Origin of the sequence: Bradyrhizobium macuxiense (genome assembly GCF_001542415.1) — a bacterium.
GTDB classification, from domain to species: Bacteria; Pseudomonadota; Alphaproteobacteria; order Rhizobiales; family Xanthobacteraceae; genus Bradyrhizobium; species Bradyrhizobium macuxiense.
In genome coordinates this window covers 1-19616 of record NZ_LNCU01000030.1, presented here as the reverse complement: position 1 = coordinate 19616, position 19616 = coordinate 1, and the positions used below count along the sequence as shown (strand labels likewise).

General features: G+C 61.1%; 19 protein-coding genes and 2 pseudogenes. 13 read left to right on the top strand and 8 right to left on the bottom strand.

Annotated elements, in window-relative coordinates; translation table 11 throughout:
- The 4 genes and pseudogenes from AS156_RS06630 to AS156_RS43995 form a co-directional block, all read left to right on the top strand.
- The gene (locus tag AS156_RS06630) at nt 1-1074 is read left to right on the top strand and encodes a branched-chain amino acid ABC transporter permease (RefSeq protein WP_066501609.1); all 1074 of its coding nucleotides are present in this window, start codon (nt 1-3) and stop codon (nt 1072-1074) included.
- 58 nt (nt 1075-1132) lie between these two features.
- A complete protein-coding gene (locus AS156_RS06625) occupies nt 1133-2416 on the top strand; it encodes an ABC transporter substrate-binding protein (RefSeq protein ID WP_066501607.1) in 1284 nt (427 codons plus the stop codon).
- Between the two features lie 179 nt (nt 2417-2595).
- A pseudogene (locus AS156_RS44000) lies at nt 2596-2969 on the top strand (ATP-binding cassette domain-containing protein); the annotation flags it as partial.
- A 3-nt stretch (nt 2970-2972) separates the two neighbouring features.
- The coding region (locus tag AS156_RS43995) for an ABC transporter ATP-binding protein (RefSeq protein WP_245312571.1) at nt 2973-3430 on the top strand (458 nt) is incomplete at its 5' end.
- Between the two features lie 65 nt (nt 3431-3495).
- Here AS156_RS43995 and AS156_RS06615 read toward each other — a convergent pair.
- Nucleotides 3496-4647 (bottom strand): AGE family epimerase/isomerase, encoded by a 1152-nt coding sequence (locus AS156_RS06615; protein WP_066501605.1) that lies wholly within the window; start codon nt 4645-4647, stop codon nt 3496-3498.
- 95 nt (nt 4648-4742) lie between these two features.
- On the opposite strand from AS156_RS06615, the gene AS156_RS06610 reads away from it, so the two are divergent.
- The 4 genes from AS156_RS06610 to AS156_RS06595 all read left to right on the top strand — a co-directional run bounded on the left by AS156_RS06610 (nt 4743) and on the right by AS156_RS06595 (nt 7854).
- Nucleotides 4743-5966: a phenylacetate--CoA ligase family protein gene (locus AS156_RS06610; protein ID WP_066501604.1), complete on the top strand. Its 1224-nt coding sequence runs from the start codon at nt 4743-4745 to the stop codon at nt 5964-5966.
- Nucleotides 5967-6115: 149 nt separating this feature from the next.
- Nucleotides 6116-6673: an acyltransferase family protein gene (locus AS156_RS06605; RefSeq protein WP_136626058.1), complete on the top strand. Its 558-nt coding sequence runs from the start codon at nt 6116-6118 to the stop codon at nt 6671-6673.
- Between the two features lie 20 nt (nt 6674-6693).
- Nucleotides 6694-7242, top strand: coding sequence for an acyltransferase family protein (locus AS156_RS06600; protein ID WP_136626057.1), 549 nt, complete (start codon nt 6694-6696; stop codon nt 7240-7242).
- Nucleotides 7243-7323: 81 nt separating this feature from the next.
- The gene (locus AS156_RS06595) at nt 7324-7854 is read left to right on the top strand and encodes a D-glycero-alpha-D-manno-heptose-1,7-bisphosphate 7-phosphatase (RefSeq protein WP_066501600.1); all 531 of its coding nucleotides are present in this window, start codon (nt 7324-7326) and stop codon (nt 7852-7854) included.
- Nucleotides 7855-7888: 34 nt separating this feature from the next.
- Here AS156_RS06595 and AS156_RS06590 read toward each other — a convergent pair whose 3' ends face one another.
- The 6 genes from AS156_RS06590 to AS156_RS06565 all read right to left on the bottom strand — a co-directional run bounded on the left by AS156_RS06590 (nt 7889) and on the right by AS156_RS06565 (nt 15071).
- Complete coding sequence (locus AS156_RS06590; protein WP_066501599.1) at nt 7889-8986, bottom strand: DegT/DnrJ/EryC1/StrS family aminotransferase; 1098 nt, start codon at nt 8984-8986, stop codon at nt 7889-7891.
- 10 nt (nt 8987-8996) lie between these two features.
- Nucleotides 8997-9464, bottom strand: coding sequence for an acyltransferase (locus tag AS156_RS06585; RefSeq protein WP_066501597.1), 468 nt, complete (start codon nt 9462-9464; stop codon nt 8997-8999).
- Nucleotides 9461-10522 carry a Gfo/Idh/MocA family protein gene (locus tag AS156_RS06580; protein ID WP_066501594.1) on the bottom strand — a complete coding sequence of 354 codons (1062 nt, stop codon included), beginning with the start codon at nt 10520-10522 and terminating at the stop codon, nt 9461-9463. Before AS156_RS06580 ends, AS156_RS06585 begins: the two co-directional genes overlap by 4 nt.
- Before the next feature lie 178 nt (nt 10523-10700).
- Nucleotides 10701-12653 carry an asparagine synthase (glutamine-hydrolyzing) gene (asnB, locus tag AS156_RS06575; RefSeq protein WP_066501587.1) on the bottom strand — a complete coding sequence of 651 codons (1953 nt, stop codon included), beginning with the start codon at nt 12651-12653 and terminating at the stop codon, nt 10701-10703.
- A gap of 97 nt (nt 12654-12750) precedes the next feature.
- Nucleotides 12751-13905, bottom strand: coding sequence for a glycosyltransferase family 4 protein (locus AS156_RS06570; RefSeq protein ID WP_066501584.1), 1155 nt, complete (start codon nt 13903-13905; stop codon nt 12751-12753).
- Nucleotides 13905-15071 carry a glycosyltransferase family 4 protein gene (locus AS156_RS06565; protein ID WP_066501581.1) on the bottom strand — a complete coding sequence of 389 codons (1167 nt, stop codon included), beginning with the start codon at nt 15069-15071 and terminating at the stop codon, nt 13905-13907. The genes AS156_RS06570 and AS156_RS06565 overlap by 1 nt, the downstream gene beginning before the upstream one ends.
- Nucleotides 15072-15254: 183 nt before the next feature.
- Between AS156_RS06565 and AS156_RS06560 the strand changes: the two genes are divergently transcribed.
- Nucleotides 15255-16070 (top strand): O-methyltransferase, encoded by an 816-nt coding sequence (locus AS156_RS06560; protein WP_082747364.1) that lies wholly within the window; start codon nt 15255-15257, stop codon nt 16068-16070.
- 78 nt (nt 16071-16148) lie between these two features.
- Entirely contained in the window at nt 16149-16967 is an 819-nt protein-coding gene (locus AS156_RS06555; RefSeq protein WP_066501577.1) for a class I SAM-dependent methyltransferase, read from the top strand.
- A gap of 146 nt (nt 16968-17113) precedes the next feature.
- On the opposite strand, the pseudogene AS156_RS06550 reads toward AS156_RS06555, so the two are convergent.
- Nucleotides 17114-17521, bottom strand: a pseudogene (locus AS156_RS06550) (transposase); the annotation flags it as partial.
- A gap of 346 nt (nt 17522-17867) precedes the next feature.
- On the opposite strand from AS156_RS06550, the gene tnpA reads away from it, so the two are divergent.
- The 3 genes from tnpA to tnpC form a co-directional block, all read left to right on the top strand.
- A complete protein-coding gene (gene tnpA, locus AS156_RS06545) occupies nt 17868-18272 on the top strand; it encodes an IS66-like element accessory protein TnpA (protein WP_066501573.1) in 405 nt (134 codons plus the stop codon).
- A complete protein-coding gene (gene tnpB / locus AS156_RS06540; RefSeq protein WP_038388978.1) occupies nt 18269-18616 on the top strand; it encodes an IS66 family insertion sequence element accessory protein TnpB in 348 nt (115 codons plus the stop codon). The genes tnpA and tnpB overlap by 4 nt, the downstream gene beginning before the upstream one ends.
- 70 nt (nt 18617-18686) lie before the next feature.
- Nucleotides 18687-19616: IS66 family transposase (gene tnpC, locus AS156_RS06535; protein ID WP_136626056.1), on the top strand; the 930-nt coding region annotated here is incomplete at its 3' end.

Here is a 19616-nt window from a genome sequence, read left to right as displayed (position 1 = left end):
ATGGCAACGCGCACCCTCATTCCATCGGGCGACTTCCGCACCAGCTATGCGGCCGACACCACGATCTTCCCGACCGCAACCAGCCGCAACTTCGCGATCGCCGGTATCGTGCTGGCTTGCTTCGTCCCGATGGTGCTGACCAACTACTGGCTCTCCATCGCAATCCAGATCGGCATCTTCGCGATCGCCGCCCTCGGCCTCAACATCCTGGTCGGCTTCACCGGCCAGATCTCGATCGGGCACGCCGCGTTCTTCCTGCTCGGCGCCTTCACTTCGGCCTATATCTCCAACAATGCGCCGATCCCGGTGTTCTTCGCCATCCCCCTCGCCGGCGTAATCACGGCGCTGGTCGGCCTGATCTTCGGTGTGCCGGCGGCGCGGCTGAAGGGGCTCTATCTCGTCATCGCAACGCTCGCCGCGCAGTACATCCTGCTCGATTTCTTCTCGCGCGCGGAATGGTTTTCGGGCGGCTCGGTGCCGGCAAGCGCCAACCCGTTCTCGATCTTCGGCTACACGCTGCGCGGCGACCGGCAGTATTTCTATGTCGTGCTCGCCTATGTCGTGGTCAGCTACCTCCTCGTCACCAATCTGATGCGCACGCGCGACGGCCGCGCGCTGATCGCGATCCGCGACCACTATCTCTCCGCCGAGATCATGGGCATCAACCTCACCAAGTACCGCACGCTGTCGTTCGGGCTAGCCGCCTTCTTTGCCGGCATCGCGGGCGCGCTCTACGCGCATTACCAGCTCGTGGTCTCGCAGGAGGGTTTCGGCATCGAGCGCTCGGTGCTGTTCCTCGCCATGGTCATCATCGGCGGCACCGGCTCGGTGATGGGCACGCTGATGGGCACGGCCTTCGTGCTGCTGCTGCCGGAATCGATGGAATGGCTGAGCGCCTGGCTGAAGGGCGGCGCCATAGACAAGGCGCTGCAGCTCAACAACAACATCACCTTCCTGCGCGAGATCGCGATCGGCCTGATCATCATCGGCTTCCTGATGTTCGAGCCCGACGGGCTCGCGCATCGCTGGCGGCAGATCAAGACCTACTGGAAACTCTATCCGTTCTCGCACTGAGGCAGGAACGGACATTGCTCTCAAGATCGGTTCAATGAATAACAGGAGGAAGCGAAAAATGACGATTAGATCCCTTTTGAGCTCGGTTTCTCTCGCGCTGCTGATCGGCAGCGCCGCCGCCACCGCACAGGCCCAGATCGCGATCGGCCATCTGCAGGACCTCTCGGGCGGCACGTCCGACGTCGGCACGCCCTATGGGCAGGGCGTCGCCGACACCTTCGCCTGGGTCAACAAGAACGGCGGCGTCGGCGGCAAGCAGCTCAACGTCGACAGCAACGACTACGGCTACCAGGTGCCGCGCGCGATCGCGCTCTACAAGAAATGGTCAGCGCCGGACGGCAAGGTCGCGGCGATCATGGGCTGGGGCACGGCGGACACCGAGGCGCTCACCGGCTTCCTGGCGCAGGACAAGATTCCCGACATCTCCGGCTCCTATGCCGCCGCGCTGACGGACCCTGAGGGCACCAGCGGCAAGGCCAAGCCCGCGCCGTATAATTTCTTCTACGGTCCGAGCTATTCGGACTCGATGCGCGCGATGCTGACCTGGGCCGCCGAAGACTGGAAGGCCAAGGGCAAGCCCGGCAAGCCGAAATTCGTCCACATGGGCGCCAACCATCCCTATCCGAACGCGCCCAAGGCCGCCGGCGAAGCGCTTGCGACCGAGCTCGGCTTCGAGGTGCTGCCGCCGCTCGTCTTCGCGCTCACGCCCGGCGACTACTCGGCGCAGTGTCTGAGCCTGAAGAGCTCCGGCGCCAACTACGCCTATCTCGGCAATACGGCAGCGTCCAACATCTCCGTGCTGAAGGCCTGCAAGACCGCCGGCGTCGACGTCCAGTTCCTCGGCAACGTCTGGGGCATGGACGAGAATGCCGCCAAGACCGCGGGTGATGCCGCCGACGGCGTGATCTTCCCGCTGCGCACCGCGGTCAGCTGGGGCGGCAACGCGCCCGGCATGAAGACGGTGATGGAAATCTCAAAGATGTCCGACCCGTCCGGCAAGGTCTATCGCCCGGTGCACTACATCGCGGCGATATGCAGCGCTCTCTACCTGAAAGAGGCGCTCGACTGGGCCGCGAAGAACGGCGGGACCACCGGTGAAAACGTTGCCAAGGGCTTCTACCAGAAGAAGGACTGGGTACCGGCGGGCATGGAGGGCGTCTGCAATCCCTCGACCTGGACCGAGAAGGATCATCGCCCGACGACGACGGTCGATCTCTATCGCTCGAAGGTCTCGGGCGCGACCGATGGCGACATCAACGACCTGATGGCCAAGGGCACGATCAAGCTCGAGAAAGTGAAGACCGTCGAACTGCCGCGCAAGCCGGAATGGTTTGGATGGTGAGATCGTGAGGCTGCCACCAGTGCAGCCTCAACATAAGCCGTCATCCCCCGCGAAAGCGGGGGATCGAGTACGCTGCGCCCTCTCATTTGATCGCTGGCGCCCCTGGAATACTGGGTCACCCGCTCGAGTGCGCTGTTGCGCACGAAACGCGGGTGACGACAGTCGAAGGTGATCGAAACATGACTGAAACCGCAACAGCCGCCCGCGCCGCGCCGGCTGCCGTTCCGCCGCCACCGCTGCTCAGCGTGAACAATATCGAGGTCGTCTATGACGACGTCATCCTGGTGCTGCGCGGATTGAGCCTCGAAGTGCCGAAGGGCGCGATCGTGGCGTTGCTCGGCGCCAACGGCGCCGGCAAGTCGACCACGCTGAAGGCGATCTCCGGCCTGTTGAAGACCGAGGATGGCGAGGTCACCCGTGGCGAGATCCTGTTCGAGGGTCAGCGCATCAACGGCATCGATCCGGACAAGATCGTGCGGCGCGGCATATTCCAGGTGATGGAGGGCCGCCGCATCGTCGCCGATATGACGTCGCTGGAAAATTTGCGGCTCGGNNNCCCGCCGCGACAACGAGGTCGCGAGCGACATCGACATGGTCTTCAAATATTTCCCGCGGCTGAAGGAGCGCACCGGACTTGCCGGTTATCTCTCTGGCGGCGAGCAACAGATGCTCGCGATCGGCCGCGCGCTGATGGCGCGCCCCAAGATGATTCTGATGGACGAACCATCGATGGGATTGTCGCCGCTGCTCGTCAAGGAAGTGTTCGCGATCATCAAGGAGATCAACCGCGATCTCGGCGTGACCATCCTGCTCGTCGAGCAGAATGCGCGCGCGGCGCTTTCGGTCGCGAGCCATGGCTACATCATGGAACAGGGCAAGGTCGTGCTCGATGGCTCCGCCGACGAGTTGCGCGACAACGAGGACGTCAAGGAATTCTACCTCGGCGGCGCCGGCGACCAGCGCAAGAGCTTCAAGAACCTGAAGAGCTTCAAGCGGCGCAAGCGCTGGCTCTGAGCGCTTGCGGACGAAGTCGAGGACCGGTTCGCGTGACGAGGATGCGTCAAACCAGGAAGGCGGTTCTAGCCGAGCACCTGCTCGGCTTCGGTGACCGCGCAGAGCACATGATAAAACGACGACGCTGGAATCGTCGCGACCAGCGATGTGCCGTCGCGGTCGAACTGGTCGTACCAGCCGCCGGCCACGGGATGGCTGAGATAGTGCCGTTCGAGCAGCACGAGTGCCGCGCGCGCTTCGTCCGCCGCACCGGCCTCCCCCGACTCGGCCTGCGCGATCCACGCTTTTGCGAGCTCGCTCTGCGGCCACAGCCGTCGTGTGTGCCGGCGAATGTTGCCCTCGGCATCGCCCTCGTCGACCAGGCAGCCGGTGGCGGCGTCGCGATAGCGCAGCGCCGACGCCAGCAATTCGCCGCGCGGCCGCCCCGTCGGGCAGCCGGTAATGCGTTCGAATTCCTTCAGCAGCCAGACCCACTCCGCGAGGTGGCCGGGCTCGACGCTGACCGGCGGGATCTTCGACCAGTCGTCCTCGAAATATTCGCCGAGCACATGCGCCTGCTTGTCGTAGAGGTTGGCGACGAACAGCGCGAAGAACTCGCCGGCGCGGTTCTGGAACGACAGATCGTGGGTGGCATCGAAGCAGGCGATCATCGCCTCGAACAGGTGCATCTGCGGATTCTGCCGGCGCGGCATCGAGGACGACAGCCCTTCCTTGAAGCCGCCATGCGGCGAGCGCAGCTGCGTGTCGAGGAACGAAAGCAGCGCGTCGATCTCGGCACGAATCTGGGCGTCCTGGTCGAGGCCGTAGCAGGTTGCCAGCGCGAGCAGCACAAAGGCATGGCTATAGGTGTCGCGCAGCGGGTTCGCCACGCCGCCTTCGGGATTGAGACTGAAGACAAAGCCCGGCTGGCCATCCGGCGCCTTGGCCTTGGCCAGCATGTAGTCCAATCCCTTCAGCGCGATCGCGCGGCCCTCCGGGTACCAGCCCATCTGCGCCGCCTTGGCGTAGCAATAGATCTGGCGCGCCTGCACCAACAGGCGACGCGGGGCGGTGCGGTCGGCACTGCCGTCCTGATGCAACCGGTCGAAGAAACCGCCCGCGGCATCGTCCCAGCCCACGGTCGACCACAGCGGCAGCGCGTGATCGATCATCCGGCGCTTCAATCTTCCGACGACCTCGGCAGCCCCGTTCGCCGCAACGCTCTGTGCTTCACTCATCGTATTCCCTGCACCAGTCCCGATACCCGCGGTCGCCGTCTGATACCACGCGCAAGGCGGCACGTAACCTGCGCGAATCTTCCCAAGGACCTGCCATGACCGACCATTACGACGCCCTGGAAACGAGCGACCCGGCCGAACGCGAGGCCGCCCTGTTCGCCCGGCTGCCGGAAATCCTGCGCAGGGCGATGGCAGGGCCGGCCTATGCCAACCTGCTCCGGGGCAGCGATCCCGCGTCAATCACCAGCCGGGACGCTCTTGCGCGGCTGCCGGTGCTGCGCAAATCGGAACTCCCGGCGTTGCACAAGGCCGCCCCGCCCTTCGGCGGCTTCGTGGCCGACAAGCCCGGCGCGTTCGCCCGCCTGTTCACTTCACCCGGGCCGATCTTCGAGCCGGAAGGCCGTCAGGCCGATCCCTGGCGCGGCGCGCGGGCGCTGTTTGCGGCAGGGTTTCGCGAGGGCGACGTGGTGCTGAACACCTTCAGCTATCACCTCACGCCCGGCGGCTTCATCTTCGACTCGTCGGCGCGGGCGCTCGGCTGCGCGGTGATCCCGGCCGGTCCCGGCAACACCGAGCAACAATTCGAGTTGATCGAGGCCTATCGCCCGGTCGGCTATAGCGGCACACCGGACTTCCTGAAGATCCTGCTTGATGCCGCCGCGACCGCGGGCCGCGACGTGTCTTCGATCACGCGCGCGCTGGTCTCCGGTGCCGCGTTCCCGAAATCGCTGCAGGAGGAAATGAAGTCGCGCGGCATCGACGCCTATCAAGCCTTCGGTACCGCCGATCTCGGCATGATCGCGTTCGAGACCCCCTCGCGCGAGGGCATGACCATCAACGAGGATCTGATCCTGGAGATCGTCAAGCCCGGCACCGGCGATCCGGTCGCGCCGGGCGACGTCGGCGAGATCGTCGTCACCTCGCTCGATCCGCATCACCCCTGGATTCGTCTCGCCCTTGGCGACCTCACCGCGGCGCTGCCGGGCAAGAGCCCGTGCGGGCGCACCAATATGCGCATCAAGGGCTGGATGGGGCGCGCCGACCAGACCACCAAGGTCAAGGGCATGTTCGTCCGCCCCGAGCAGATCGCCGAGATCGGCAAGCGGCATCCCGAACTCAGGCGGCTGCGCCTCGTCGTCACGCGTGCGGGCGAGAGCGATGCGATGACGCTGAAGGCCGAATGCACTTCACAGCCCGAAGCCTTGCTGACCGAGGTTGCAGCAACGCTGCGTGCCGTCACCAAGCTCGGCGGCAATGTCGAGCTGGTCGGCGCGGGCTCGCTTCCCAATGACGGCAAGGTGATCGCGGACGAGCGATAGGCTTGGTGGTCTGCGGCAGAGCGTCAGGGCAAGAATGAGGCGACCTGTGCCGATCAACTCGGCGCAAGGGACACGTGCCCTGTCCGCCATTCGCCTTGATCTACGGGAATGCGGCAGAGTAACCTCCGCGCCTCTTGATCCGGGCAGGCATGACCGCACAGAAACGAATAGCCGAACTCGACGGATTGCGCGGCTGCGCGATCCTGCTGGTGACGATTTGGCACTCCGTGATGCTGATCGACCCGTCGCAAGGCGTGATCAATGATCTGATCTGGCGGCTTTCCATCTTCGGTCAATCCGGCGTTGACCTGTTCTTCGTTTTGTCGGGGTTCCTCATCGTCGGCATTCTCTACGATCACAACATCCGTCGCGCGCTCCGTATCCTGCCGCCTTACCTCATCCTGATCAGCATCTTCTACGTGCTGACGAGGCTCCGCGGCACGAACTACTATTTCGGCTCGCAGATTCCGGTATGGGCGTTGCTGACGTTCGTTCAGAACTGGCTGTTTGTATCGACCCAGGGCACCGAGCCCGCAGCAATCGCCGGAACGTGGTCGCTGGCCATCGAAGAACAGTTCTACCTCGTCATCCCGGCTCTCGTCTGGTTCGCTCCCCGTCGATATCTCCTTGCTATCCTGCTCGCGATCGGTCTGGCCTCCGCCTCGGCGCGGGCCTTCTATTTCTGGACACATCCCGGCAATCTCTAACGCCCTATGTGATGACGCCGTTGCGGCTCGACGGTCTTGCGATCGGAGGAGCCATCGCCGTCGCCTATCGGAACGAGGCGATCCGGGCCCGCATTTTCGCGCACATCAAGGCGGTCCGCTGGGCCTGCCTGCTGCTGCTGTTGATCGCGCCGTTCTACGCATGGTCGCTCCGATCAACGGTAGCGCACCAGGTGCTCTACTATATCGGCCGCTTCTACCTTGCCCTGCTGTACGGCCTCATTCTGATCCTGGCGACACGCCCCGGAGACGGCCGGACGAAATCGGTCCTGCGTTCCAAGATCCTGGGCTTCTTCGGACTGATCAGCTATTCGCTGTATCTGTTCCACACGCCTGCCAAAGGGTTCGTTTTCCACCTGTTCCGGGGCACGGCCGAACGATTGCAGACGATGTCCGACATCATGCTGATGGCTGTCTCCGCGGCCGTGGCCATTGCTTTCTGCCTTGCACTCTATCGCGTTGTCGAACGGCCTGCCCAGCTGTTTGGAAAGACGTTCAGCTACAATTCGAATGCGGAAGCTTCCAGCTCGATTGCAGTGCAGAGACGGTAGAGTCCAGCCACATTGCAACGCGCTGCTAGGTGGTGTTAGAGATGGCTGCCGCTTTCATGCAAGCAAATAGATCATGACCCTATGAGCAGTGCCCCCACAGATCAGGTGCGAAAACCGGCCGTCTTTTTCGACCGGGACGGCGTGCTGAACAGGGACATCGGCTTCCTGTTCGAAGCGAGCAAGCTGGTTTGGATCGACGGGGCCCGCGAGGCGGTGAAGGCAGTCAACGACCGGGGCTATTTCGCCTTTGTCGTGACCAATCAGTCCGGCGTCGCAAGGGGCCTGTACGACGAGGGGCACATCCATGAGCTCCACGCGTGGATGGCCGATGAGCTTGCCAGGATGGGCGCCCGTATCGACGCGTTCGAATATTGCCCGTTTCATCCCGAAGGAAACGTGGAGCGGTACAGGCAGCAGAGCCATCGACGCAAGCCCGCGCCAGGCATGATCAACGATCTGCTCGAGCGCTTTCCGGTCGATCTCGAACGAAGCTTTCTCGTCGGCGATCAGCCGAGAGATCTTGAGGCAGCCCGCGCCGCCGGCCTGAAGGCCTATCTGTTTTCAGGCTCCAATCTGGAAACGTTCGTGAGACCGCTGCTGCAGGCCGGCTGAGGCCGTCTGCCACTCGCGAAGCCAGGTCTCCCGATCAGAAGCCTCGCACCAGGTCGATCACTTCATCCTGCTGCCGGCGCGTGATCTCGGCGAACATCGGCAGCGAGAGGATCTGTCCCTGGTCGCGATGCGCATTCGGGAACTGTTCCGGACGATGGCCGAACCGAGCATAAGCCGGCAGAAAGGGCAGCGCCGTGGGATAGTTGATCGCGGTCTGCACGCCATTGGCGTTGAGATGCGCCGCCAGCGCGTCGCGGCGCGGATGCCTGATCGTGTAGAGGTGATAGACGTGGCTGCGCTCCGGCGCGACCTCGGGCACCACGACATCCTCGATCTGGTTGAGACCGGTGTCATAGACCTTCGCGGCCCCCTGCCGCGCCTCGGTCCAAGCGGCGAGATGCGGCAGCTTGGCCGACAGGATCGCTGCCTGCATGCCATCGAGGCGGCTGTTGACGCCCTCGATGTGATGCTGGTGCTTCACCAGCCCGCCATGGCGCGCCAGCATGGTCATGTGCTCGGCAAGCGCGGCATCGTTGGTGACGACAGCGCCGGCATCGCCCATCGCGCCCAGATTCTTGCCGGGATAGAACGAATAGGTCGCGGCCTCGCCGAACGTGCCGACCATGCGGCCCTTGTAGCGCGCCAGATGCGCCTGGGCGCAATCCTCGATCAACCACAGCTTGTGCTTGCGCGCGATCGCCATGATCGCGTCCATGTCCGCGGGCTGGCCATAGAGATGCACGGGGATGATGCCGACCGTGCGCGGCGTGATGGCTGCCTCGATCGCCGCGGGATCGATCGTGAACGTCGCGTCATCGGTATCGCAAAATACAACGTTGGCGCCGGAATGGGTGATCATCGCCGCGGTGGAGATCCAGGAATGCGCGGTAGTGATCACCTCGTCGCCCGGCTTCACCTTCAACGCTTTCATGGCGAGGTAGAGCGCGTCGGTGCCGTTGGCGCAGGACACGCAATGCGCAACCTCGGCCGCCGCGGCAAACTCCCGCTCGAAGGCGTCGACATAGCTACCGCGGATGAATGCGTTGTCGCGGATCACGCCGGCGATCGCGTCGTCGATCTCGCTTTTGATGGTCTTGTACTGCAGTAGCAGGTCGGCAAACGGCACCGGCATCGATCGTCCCCTATTGGCTCGCCAGCAGCCGGCGCGCCGGATTGCCGGCGTATGTGCCTGGCGTTGTGATGTCCTTGGTCACCACGGAGCCGGCGCCGATCACGACATCGTCGGCGATCCTGACCGGCATGATCGTGGCGTTGGAGCCGATCGAAACCCGGTTGCCGATCACGGTCTCACGCCACAATTCCTTGCGCCCGCGCGCCGGACCTCCGGTCGAGAACGTATCGTTGACGAACATGACGCCGTGCCCGACGAAGCAGTCCTCGCCGATCGTGACCAGCTCGCACACGAAGGCATGCGATTGCACGCGGGTACGCGCCCCGATCACGACCCCCTTCTGGATCTCGGTGAACGGCCCGACAAAGCAGTCGTCACCGATCTTGCAGCCGTAGAGATTACAGGGCTCGACGATCTTGACGCGCGCGCCGAATTCGACGTCGCGAATGCCCGCCTGATGCACCTCCGGCCGGTTCACGATACGACGCCCAGCCGGCTAAGTCCCGGCGTGAAGCGCAGCGCGACCTCGGCGCCGGTCTCGATCGATTCGTAGAGCGCCGAGATCAGCTCCAGGCTCTTGCGGCCCTCGAGTCCATCGACCAGCGCGGAGCGCTGGTTGACTAGGCAATCGACCACGTGATGGTAGTACGCCTGATGGCCGAAGCCGTAGATATTGGGCGGATTGACAGAGAACTTCTCGATCACGTCCTTGTCCGACGACAGTTCGTCGACAAAGCGCCAGTGCCGAATCTGGTTGACGGCAAAGCCCGAGATTTCGACCGTTCCCCGCTCGCCCAGGATCGAGAGCGACCCTTCGAGATCGGTCGGACGCGCGGCGGTGGTCGCTTCGATGATTCCGAGCGCGCCGTTACGGAACTTCAGCGTTGCGACGGCCGTGTCTTCGGTTTCGATCTTGGCCAACGCAGTGGTCGCGCGTGCATGGACGCTGACGACATCCCCGAAGAACCACTCCAGCATGTCGACATGGTGGCTCGCCTGGTTGGTCAGCACGCCGCCGTCATAGGCCCAGGTGCCGCGCCAATTGTCCTGGTCGTAATACGCCTGATCGCGGCACCAGCGCACGCGTACCGTCCCCAGGATGAGCTTGCCGAAGCGGCCAGCCTCAAGCGCTTCGCGCGCCTTGAGCACAGGCACGTTGAACCGGTTCTGCTTGACGATAAACATCTTGACCCCGGCCTGGTCGCAGGCCCGGATCATGTCGTCGGCGTCCTGCAGCCGCAGCGCCATCGGCTTCTCGACCACGACATGCTTGCCGGCCTTGGCGCAGGCAATCACATGCGCGGGATGCAGCCCGCTCGGCGTCAATACCGCAACCACGTCGATGTCCTTGCGCGCCAGAAACTCATCCATCTCGTGGTGAGCAGCAACCCCAAGCTTGCCTGCGATCGCATCGGCCCGCGCGCGAATCGGATCGCAAACCGCCACCAGGCTCGCCCCTTGGATGTGATGACCGCCTAGGAGGTCGGAATGACGCTTGGCGATACGCCCACACCCAAGCAGGCCAAATCTGATCACAAAAAATCTCCCATCTGGCGACGGCCGGCAAAACAGTACAGCACGGCCAAGCGGACTCTATAGCAAGCGGACTCTATAGGAAGCGTGCTTACTGTAAATCTGCCGCCAGCTTGCCCTCGTCTTCGTGGCCGACACGTGGTTGCGGTTGCGGCCTCGAGTGAACTGTCCTCCCCGCGGTCTAGGCATTGGTCACTTCGGCCAGCCAAGCCTGAAACATCAGAACGTTCCACAAACAATATTGATGGTTTCTTCGGCCGGAAAGATGCTCTTGCCAAAGCTTCCGTACCATACCACAGCGAAAATATCCTTCGCGTCTCAAGCGATCTTCGCTCAACAGATCTTCCGCCCATTCACGGAGTGCACCGCGCAACCAAACCGCGATTGGAACGCCAAAGCCCATCTTTGGTCGCTCGATCAAATGCTTTGGAACATGCCGATAAAGAACCTGACGCAACGGCCACTTCGTCTCTCCGTCAGCTCGGGATATTTCGATTGGAAGGGATAGCGCGAATTCGACGATGCGGTGATCTAGCAAGGGAACACGCGTTTCAAGGCTTACTGCCATCGCGGCTCGATCGACTTTAACGAGGATATCATCAGGCAAATAGCTCATCGTGTCGAGATACATCATCCGTTCGACTGGACCAGCGAATTCGGGAAGTGCCTCCATTCCAGTGAGCATGGTCGGATGTTCTCGTCCGTCGACGACGATTTGCGCGGGCTCGGGCCATTGTGAGCAAAGCCGCAAATACACCTCGTCAATGTTTCGCATTGTAAGAATGTCGGCCGCCTTGTGTATCTTCTCGCCAACATGCGCGTTCCGCCATTTGCTGGGAGCAACCTTGAGCAAGGGGCCGACGATGCGGTCGTACATCGCTGGCGAGGGCCTCGTTGCGAGGGTGCGCGCTGTTCGGCGCAAACCAAATGGCACCATCGACAAGCTTCCCCATAGTCGCTCGGTCAACCCATAGCGTACATAGCCTGAAAACAGCTCATCCCCGGCATCACCCGACAAGGAAACGGTTACGTCCTGTCTTGCCAACCGTGACACCAAGTAGGTCGGTATCTGTGACGGATCCGAAAACGGCTCGCAATAGATCGTGGGCAGCTTTGGAATGACTTCCAATGCGTCTCGCTCGGTCACATACAGTTCCGTGTGATTGGTGCCAAGATGGACTGCGACCTGCTTCGCGTGCTCCGCTTCGTTATATCCTTTCACGTCGAAACCGATCGTGAATGAGCGGATCGGCTGTGAACTCATAGACTGCATGAGGGCGACAATCGTAGAAGAGTCGATGCCGCCCGACAGGAATGCTCCTAGCGGAACATCGGCCATCATCTGACCTTCTAGCGACTGACGAAGAAGACGCTCGAGCTCGTCGACGGCGTCGCTACGTGTTCCGGTGAACGGCGATCTGGTACCCTGCTGCGCGGCTGCTGCACCGCTCCAGTATGTTTGGACGTGAGCCTGAGTCACCCCCTCACCAAAAGTCAAAATTTCTGCCGGACGAACCTTATGGACTCCTCGGAAAATGGTGTAGGGCGCCGGCACATATCCGTGACGAACCAAGAGCGCCAAGCTGCCTCGATCAATCTCCTGGCTATATCGCGGAAGGACGCGGAACGCCTTCAATTCCGAGGCGAAGGCAAAGCAATTGCCAAACCACCCGTAGTACAGAGGCTTTTCACCGATACGGTCGCGCGCTAGCGTCAGCGTACGCTTTTGCCGATCCCACAACGCGAGGGCAAACATGCCAACGCACCGCTTCAGCGCACCCATTATGCCCCACTGGCCGATCGCCTCAATCAGTACTTCGGTGTCGGAGTGGCCGCGCCAGGCACGAGGAGCTTCTTTGTCGAGTTCGCTACGAATCGCCGTGTGGTTGTAGATCTCGCCATTGAACACAATGACGAAGCGCCCATTGGCCGAAAACATCGGCTGATGACCCGCCGGTGACAAATCGACAATCGCAAGGCGGCGTTGCGCCAAGGCTATTCCTGGTTCGGCATCATTCCATGCGCCTTCGTCATCGGGTCCGCGGTGAGCGATTGACTGGGCCATCTTCCTTACGAGAGGTACGGCCAGTTGCGCACCGATGGTGCGGTCAAGGAATCCGGCTATGCCGCACATCGATTATGCTTTCTACAAGGTGAGTCAGACTAACCACTCAAGTAATCTGGCTTGCGTCGAGCCAGCTAGCACGGTGGAACATTAAAGCCAATCGACACTAAGCCGCCATCTGTTCGGCTTGAACCACGGACAGATAGATGTCTTGGTAGATGCGACCGATCGCAGGCAGCGAATAGTTTTCGACCACGTAGCGTCGGCCAGCGGTCGTTAGCGCCAGCCGTTGATCGGGGCCAAGCGCAAGCAAATCTCGCCACGCTTCGGCTAGCGCCGTCGGCTCTCGGGGCGGGACGATGCGACCATGCGGGCCGAGCACTCTCGCAGAATCACCGACGTCGGTCGCGACACACAGAGCACCGCAGCTCAGCGCCTCCCCCAGAACGTTTGGAAACCCCTCGCCATAGGCGGAACAAAGGGTGACAATATCGAGGCCGGCCATCACGGCCTCCATGTCGCCGCGCTCGCCCAGAAGGTGAACGCGATCAGTCAGTCCCCAACGGCGAACGCGCGCGACAAATTCAGCGTTGTCAGGATGGACCCCTTTCCCAGCCAGCACGAAGCGAACATCGCCGATCTCCCTCTTGAGTAGAGATGCCGCCTCCAGAAAGGTATCATGATCTTTCATAGGATCCAGACGCCCCGGCAAACCGATCAGCGGCGTGTGGAGAGCCACCCCTAAGCCGGCCCGAAATTTTTCCACGCGATCGGCGGCTGGCCTGAACCGCTCGACGTCAAAACCGTTGGGCACAATGCGCCACTCACGCGCACGGTAACCCAGTTGCTGATGCACATCGCGACCCGAATGTGAGTTGCTAATCACAAGGCGAGGAATCGAAGATAATCGAGCCAGTGCCGCGCAAATTAGACGGGTCGTTGGCGCGTAATCGCGAAAATTCATATTCGAGCAGCGAACATTCCAGAGCACCGGCGAAACGCCCGCGAGCCGCGCAGCCAAGGTTCCGACGAAGTCCGCATGATAAAGCCAAGTTTGGACGAGATGCGGCCGTCGTTGTTTGAGAATGGAACTCAACTGATAGACCGCTCGGGGCAAATCGAGCGGGCTCTTCATATTCAGCGGAATGACTTCTGCGCCTGCCTGTTCGATTCTGCTTCCGAGCGCACCCTTATCCTGCAGGACAACAACGGTCTGGTGGAATCGCTCACGATCCATGACCTCGATCAGTTTGGCGAGCATCGTCTCGGCCCCCCCGGTACGCAGACCCGTGATGACATGGAAGACATCAAGCGCGAGCATCAGGCCGGCGCACCGACGAGGGCTTCGTTACTCTGTATCAGGGAATGATAGAGCGCCACGACATCCGCAGCAACCCGCTCCTCCGCCATATCTGACTCGACGAGCCGCCGACTCTCCACACCGAATCTCGAACGAAGTTCCGCGCTGCAAGTCAGTTGTTCGAGTGCGTCGGAAAGTGCCACTGCATCATTTGGCGGAACAACAATGGCATTTCGTCCGGCGATGGCGATTTCGCGGGAACCAGGAACATCCGTCGCAACGATAGCACGACCGCACGCCGCAGCTTCCAGCAGGCTCTTAGGAAGGCCCTCACCTCCGATCGAGGGCAACACGGCAATGTCAGCCCTGGACCAAACCTGCCTAACATCATCGACGTGACCGAGCCACTCGACGTCGGGTTCTCGAGCCCACTTCTCGACTTCGTCGCGAGATATCGCGCCGATATTTTCTACATCGGGAACGCCTGCGAGCAGCAGCTTCAGCCGAACGCCCCTTTCCCGCAACCTCTGGTGCGCCCTCATCAGTACCCGAACGCCCTTGATTTCAACAATGCGCCCGACGAACGCTGCCGTCACGACAGGTCGATCCACGGGGGGAAACGGCTGGTAGCGACGCAAGTCGATGCCGGAACCACGAATGACACTGGCGCTAGCATCACAATAGCCGAGCCGGGTCAAGAGGGCCCGATCATCGCTGTTTTGAAGCAACACCACACTGCCCTGACGTTGCAAAGATAGCTTCAAGAAAGGACCAACCAGGAACCGCAGCACCCTGCTCTTAAATTCGTCGGACGCAAAGAGGTGCCCCAGGCCCGTCAATGCATTGACAACGTGCGGCACCCGCCACAGCTTCGCCGCAATGCCCCCGATAACAACCGACTTCAGGGCGATGTGATGTACAATATCAGGCTTCTCTCTTCGGTAAAGCGAACCAACCTCTCCAACCGCTCGGAAGAATTGTAGCACCGATAGACTACCTCGCGTCCAGCTCAACGGATAGAGCGAAAAGCCCTCAGATCGAATACGATCACCATGCAGCTTGACGCGAGTAGCAACCCCGACTTCGAATCCCGCCTCGCGCGCAGCCCTTGCCATAGGCAACCGATGCGACCAAAAGTACCAATCCTCAGTAACAAGGAAGATGAGTTTCGGATTCGCCCTTTTCATCGAGTAGTTTCATTTTCGTGTGCGCAACTATGTAAATAATATACGATAGGGTAAGATAGTGCAACTTGCACACCGGAATCAGCCTGCACTCCTTATTATTGAAATGTATTTCGGCGGCAGGAATATATTCCGCGTAGGATGGAGCTTTGATCAGTGCCTGGACTAGTTAAGCGTGCCGTTAAAATGATCGTTCCCGGTTCCATCCTCAGAGGAGCGATGATTGCGCGCGAGCGGCAACGGCTCGCGCGACTGCCGATCAAACAATTCGCCGCAGAGCCACTGCTTCAAATATCACGATCGGAGATCGACGCGGCGTTTCACGACCAGGCGATCACGGAGGCTTGGCGGCGTGATCTAGCCCAAATCAGCTCGGTCATGCCGTATGAAGATATCTATGGCGGCGTTTGCCCAGGCGAGCGACGCGCAATCTACCATCTGATCGCCTTCTTCAAACCGCATCGTCTGCTGGAGATCGGCACGCACATAGGCGCCTCGACTCTGATGATCGCGCAGTCGCTGGCAAGTCATTGTGCGCCCAACAGCCAGCTGATCACCGGTGACATTCTGGATGTCAACGACCCGCAGCAGGGAGCGTTCAACACGCTTGGAACGCCCGCACCAGTGGATGGCCTGCGAAGGCTAGGACTGCAGGATCGGGTTCGCTTCGAGGTGAAGCCCGCACTGCAATTGATGGCTGGCCTGAACCAGAAAATGGATCTCATCTTTCTAGATGGCGATCATTCTGCAAAGGCCGTCTATGAGGAGCTCTCGGCTGCACTTGATCTCCTCGCTCCTAATGGTGTGATCTTGCTTCATGACTTCTACCCCGATGGAAAGCCGATCTATCCGAAGGGAATGATTGTCCCCGGTCCGTTCCTGGCGGCAAAGCGTGTGCAGAGCGAAGCCCCGAACCTCAACGTGATGCCGCTTGGCGCGCTGCCTTGGGAAACCAAACAGGGCGTCCAGAGGACGAGCCTTGCACTAGTCGCCAAGCGATAGAGCGTTTGCAACGCTTGATCGCAATAAAAATTACACTTTGAAGAGGCAGGCGGTTGCTATCCGTCGCGGAGACTTGGCATGAGTTTGGTGGAGCGCAGCAGTCATTTCGAGTTCGGCGAGAACTGGAAGGACTATTCCAAATCAATCGACAAGGAACGGATCAATCAAGCAATTGCGGGCATCCAGAAGCTGTTTCCGGACGGCATTGACGGACAGACGTTCGTCGACATCGGCTCAGGCTCCGGATTGCATTCGCTTGCGGCGCTGATGCTAGGCGCTAAATCGGTGACGAGTATCGACATCGACGAGAACTCGGTCGAGGCCACGAGCAAACTTCTGACGGCACATGCCGCTGATAAGCGATGGACCGCTGAAGTCGTTTCTATTTTTGACGCGCCAAACGACATGAAAGGCAAGTTTGATATCGTCTACTCTTGGGGAGTCCTGCACCACACCGGAGACATGTGGCCCGCGATTGAGAAGGCCTCTGAACTTGTCAAGAGCGGCGGGCTATTCTGCATTGCGATCTATGCGGCCACCAGGTCCGAACGCTTCTGGACGAGCGAAAAGGCGTTCTATGCGAGGGCACCCAAATCGATTCAATGGATAGTTCGCCAAGTCTATATGGCGGCGTACCTGTCAGCCAAATTGCTGGTCCTCCAGAACCCGATCTCATACGTGAGAAATTACAAATCCAATCGTGGCATGAACTTTTCACATGACGCGCACGACTGGCTTGGCGGCTACCCTTACGAGGCCGCACGGGCTGAAGAGCTGCATGGGAGGATATCGGCGCTGGGATTCTCCGAGGTTCGCTCCTTCCGCTTGCCGTATACAATGGGCGTTTTTGGAGCGGGTTGCCACGAGTTCGTATTCAGGAAGGTAGCTTTCTCATAGCGATTTTTCGACCAATTGAAGCCGTAAGAGCCGGTAATCTCAAGGAGGCTCACCTCCTCTCCGTAACTCAAGTTGCGTAACGGCCAAGCTATGGATCGGCGCAGATGAAACGCGGGATGATTCGGAAACAGCTAATAAGTCGTCCGTTAAGAAGCCGGGTTGAGCTGGGCTGGCAAGGCGAGCATTCGCCATAGCAATCCCAGGAACAGGTCCAAGAGTTCTCTGAGCCAGGCGAGGACGCGGCGGAAGTTGTGACCCACGGCTGAGAGGATGACGTTGGCTGCGTCGCCGGCGCGGCCTTTGAGGTAGCAGCGGCCGAGGTGACCTTCGGTCTTCAGGTGCCCGATGATGGGCTCGATGGCGGAACGACGGCGTAGCTCGCGCTTGATGACACCGAAGACGCCACGCTTCTGACCGGAGATGAAGATGCGACGTGGATTTTGCGCGTCGTGGCCGCGGTATCCCTTGTCGACATAGGCCCGCTCGATCGGACAGCCGGTGAGTGTCTCGGTGCGGTCAATGACGTCCCGCAAAGTGTGACCATCGTACGGGTTGGCGAAGATCAACCGAAAGCGCCCTGCTCATGCATGCTGACCTCCTTCGCCAGCACGCTGTTTGAATCTGACTCGCGCCGCTTTGTGAATCCCCACCGATTTCGTTCCGGTCGGAAAATGCTCCAGAAACGTCTTGTCCATGTGTCCATGTCGACCACTATCTTGTGAATGCTGCTCCAACTGGATGCGGCGCAAAAACAGAGATTGGAAGGATACGGCGTCAAACAATCGAGCGACGAAAGCGGCGAGGCTATCGTTGACAAGCAATCGAGGCCGTCGTCAGAGCCGTCTCCCTCCGGTGACGGCCGCCTTGTCAGGTTAAGACGAGTGCTGTGTAACAGCCCTTATGGACAGCAATAAGTGCAGTGCTCAGGTCGAGCGGTTCGAGATTGTCGAGACTGGCCGGCGCCGTCGCTGGACCGATGATGAGAAGCTCAAGATCGTTTTGGAGAGTTTGCAGAGCCCGCGGGCGGTCTCGTCGACGGCACGGCGATACGGCATCTCACGTTCGCTGTTGCTGACTTGGCGTCGATCGTTTGGTGCACGGGCGAGTAGTGATGAAGTGCCTCGGCCCGGCTTTGTGCCAGCGATGGTGGTACCGGACTCGCCGCCAGTGCCGTCGACAGCGTTAGCGGCGACGGCGAGCGGACGCATGGAGATTGTCTCCGGCAAAGCTTATCGAGTGATCGTGGACGCCGGCGTTGATATGATGGCGCTGTCTCGCGTGTTGGATCTGCTGGAGCGGCGATGATCCCGATCGCAGCAGGAGCGAGAATCTGGATCGCAACCGGTCATACTGACATGCGCAAAGGCATGCAGGGTCTGGCGTTGCTGGTGCAGGAGGGCCTGGGGCGAGATCCTTTTGCCGGAGACGTCTTTGTGTTCCGTGGTCGCGCTGGCACCCTGATCAAGGCGCTTTGGCACGACGGGGTCGGGTTGTCGCTCTACGCCAAGCGGCTGGACCGTGGCCGCTTCATCTGGCCGGCGACGGTGGACGGTGTGGTGTCGCTGACGGCAGCTCAGATGGGCTATTTGCTGGAGGCGATCGACTGGCGCAACCCCCAACATAGTTGGCGGCCGCAGAGCGCAGGGTAAGCAGCGCAATAGTCGCGTGAGATTGCAAAAAGGCCGCGCCAAATCGCGGCTTTTGTGATTCCATCGGTGCATGGGTGACGGTCCCGAAAATCTGCCGGAAGACATTGAGGCGCTGCAGGGGGCGTTACTGGCCACGCGGGCCGAACTTGCCAGCGTTCGCGCCCAGCAGTCCGACGACCAGGCGCTGATCGCTCACCTGAAGCTGCAGATCCAAAAGCTGAACCGTGATCGTCATGGCCCTGGCTCGGAGCGTACCGCAAGGCTGCTGGATCAGCTCGAACTGACGTTGGAGGAACTCGAGGCTTCTGCGACTGAGGACGAACTCGCTGCCGAAATGGCCGCGGCCAAGACGACGAAGGTGGCCTCGTTCACGCGCAAGCGGCCGTCGCGCCAACCGTTCCCGGACCATCTGCCTCGCGAGCGGGTGCTCGTGCCGGGACCTGTGACGTGCGCCTGCTGCGGCGGAGCGAGGTTGTCCAAGCTCGGTGAGGACATCACAGAAACGCTGGAGGTGATCCCGAAATCCTGGAAGGTGATCCAGCACGTCCGGGAGAAGTTCAGCTGCCGTGATTGCGAGAAGATCAGCCAGGCCCCGGCGCCATTCCACGTCATTCCTCGCGGTTGGGCCGGCCCCAGCTTGTTGGCGATGGTGCTGTTCGAGAAGTTCGGCCAGCACCAGCCGCTGAACCGGCAGGCCGAACGATATGCCAAGGAAGGCGTGCCGATCAGCCTGTCGACCCTCGCCGACCAGGTCGGTGGTTGTACAGTCGCGCTCACGCCCTTGTTCCGGCGCCTCGAGGCCCATGTGCTAAGCGCCGAGCGACTGCACGGCGATGACACGACGGTGCCGGTCCTGGCCAAGGGCAAGACCGACACCGGCCGAATTTGGGTCTATGTGCGCGACGACAAGCCTTTTGGTGGGCAGGCCCCGCCGGGGGCAGTGTTCTATTACTCGCGCGATCGCGCCGGCGAGCATCCCCAGGCGCATCTGGCCGGCTAT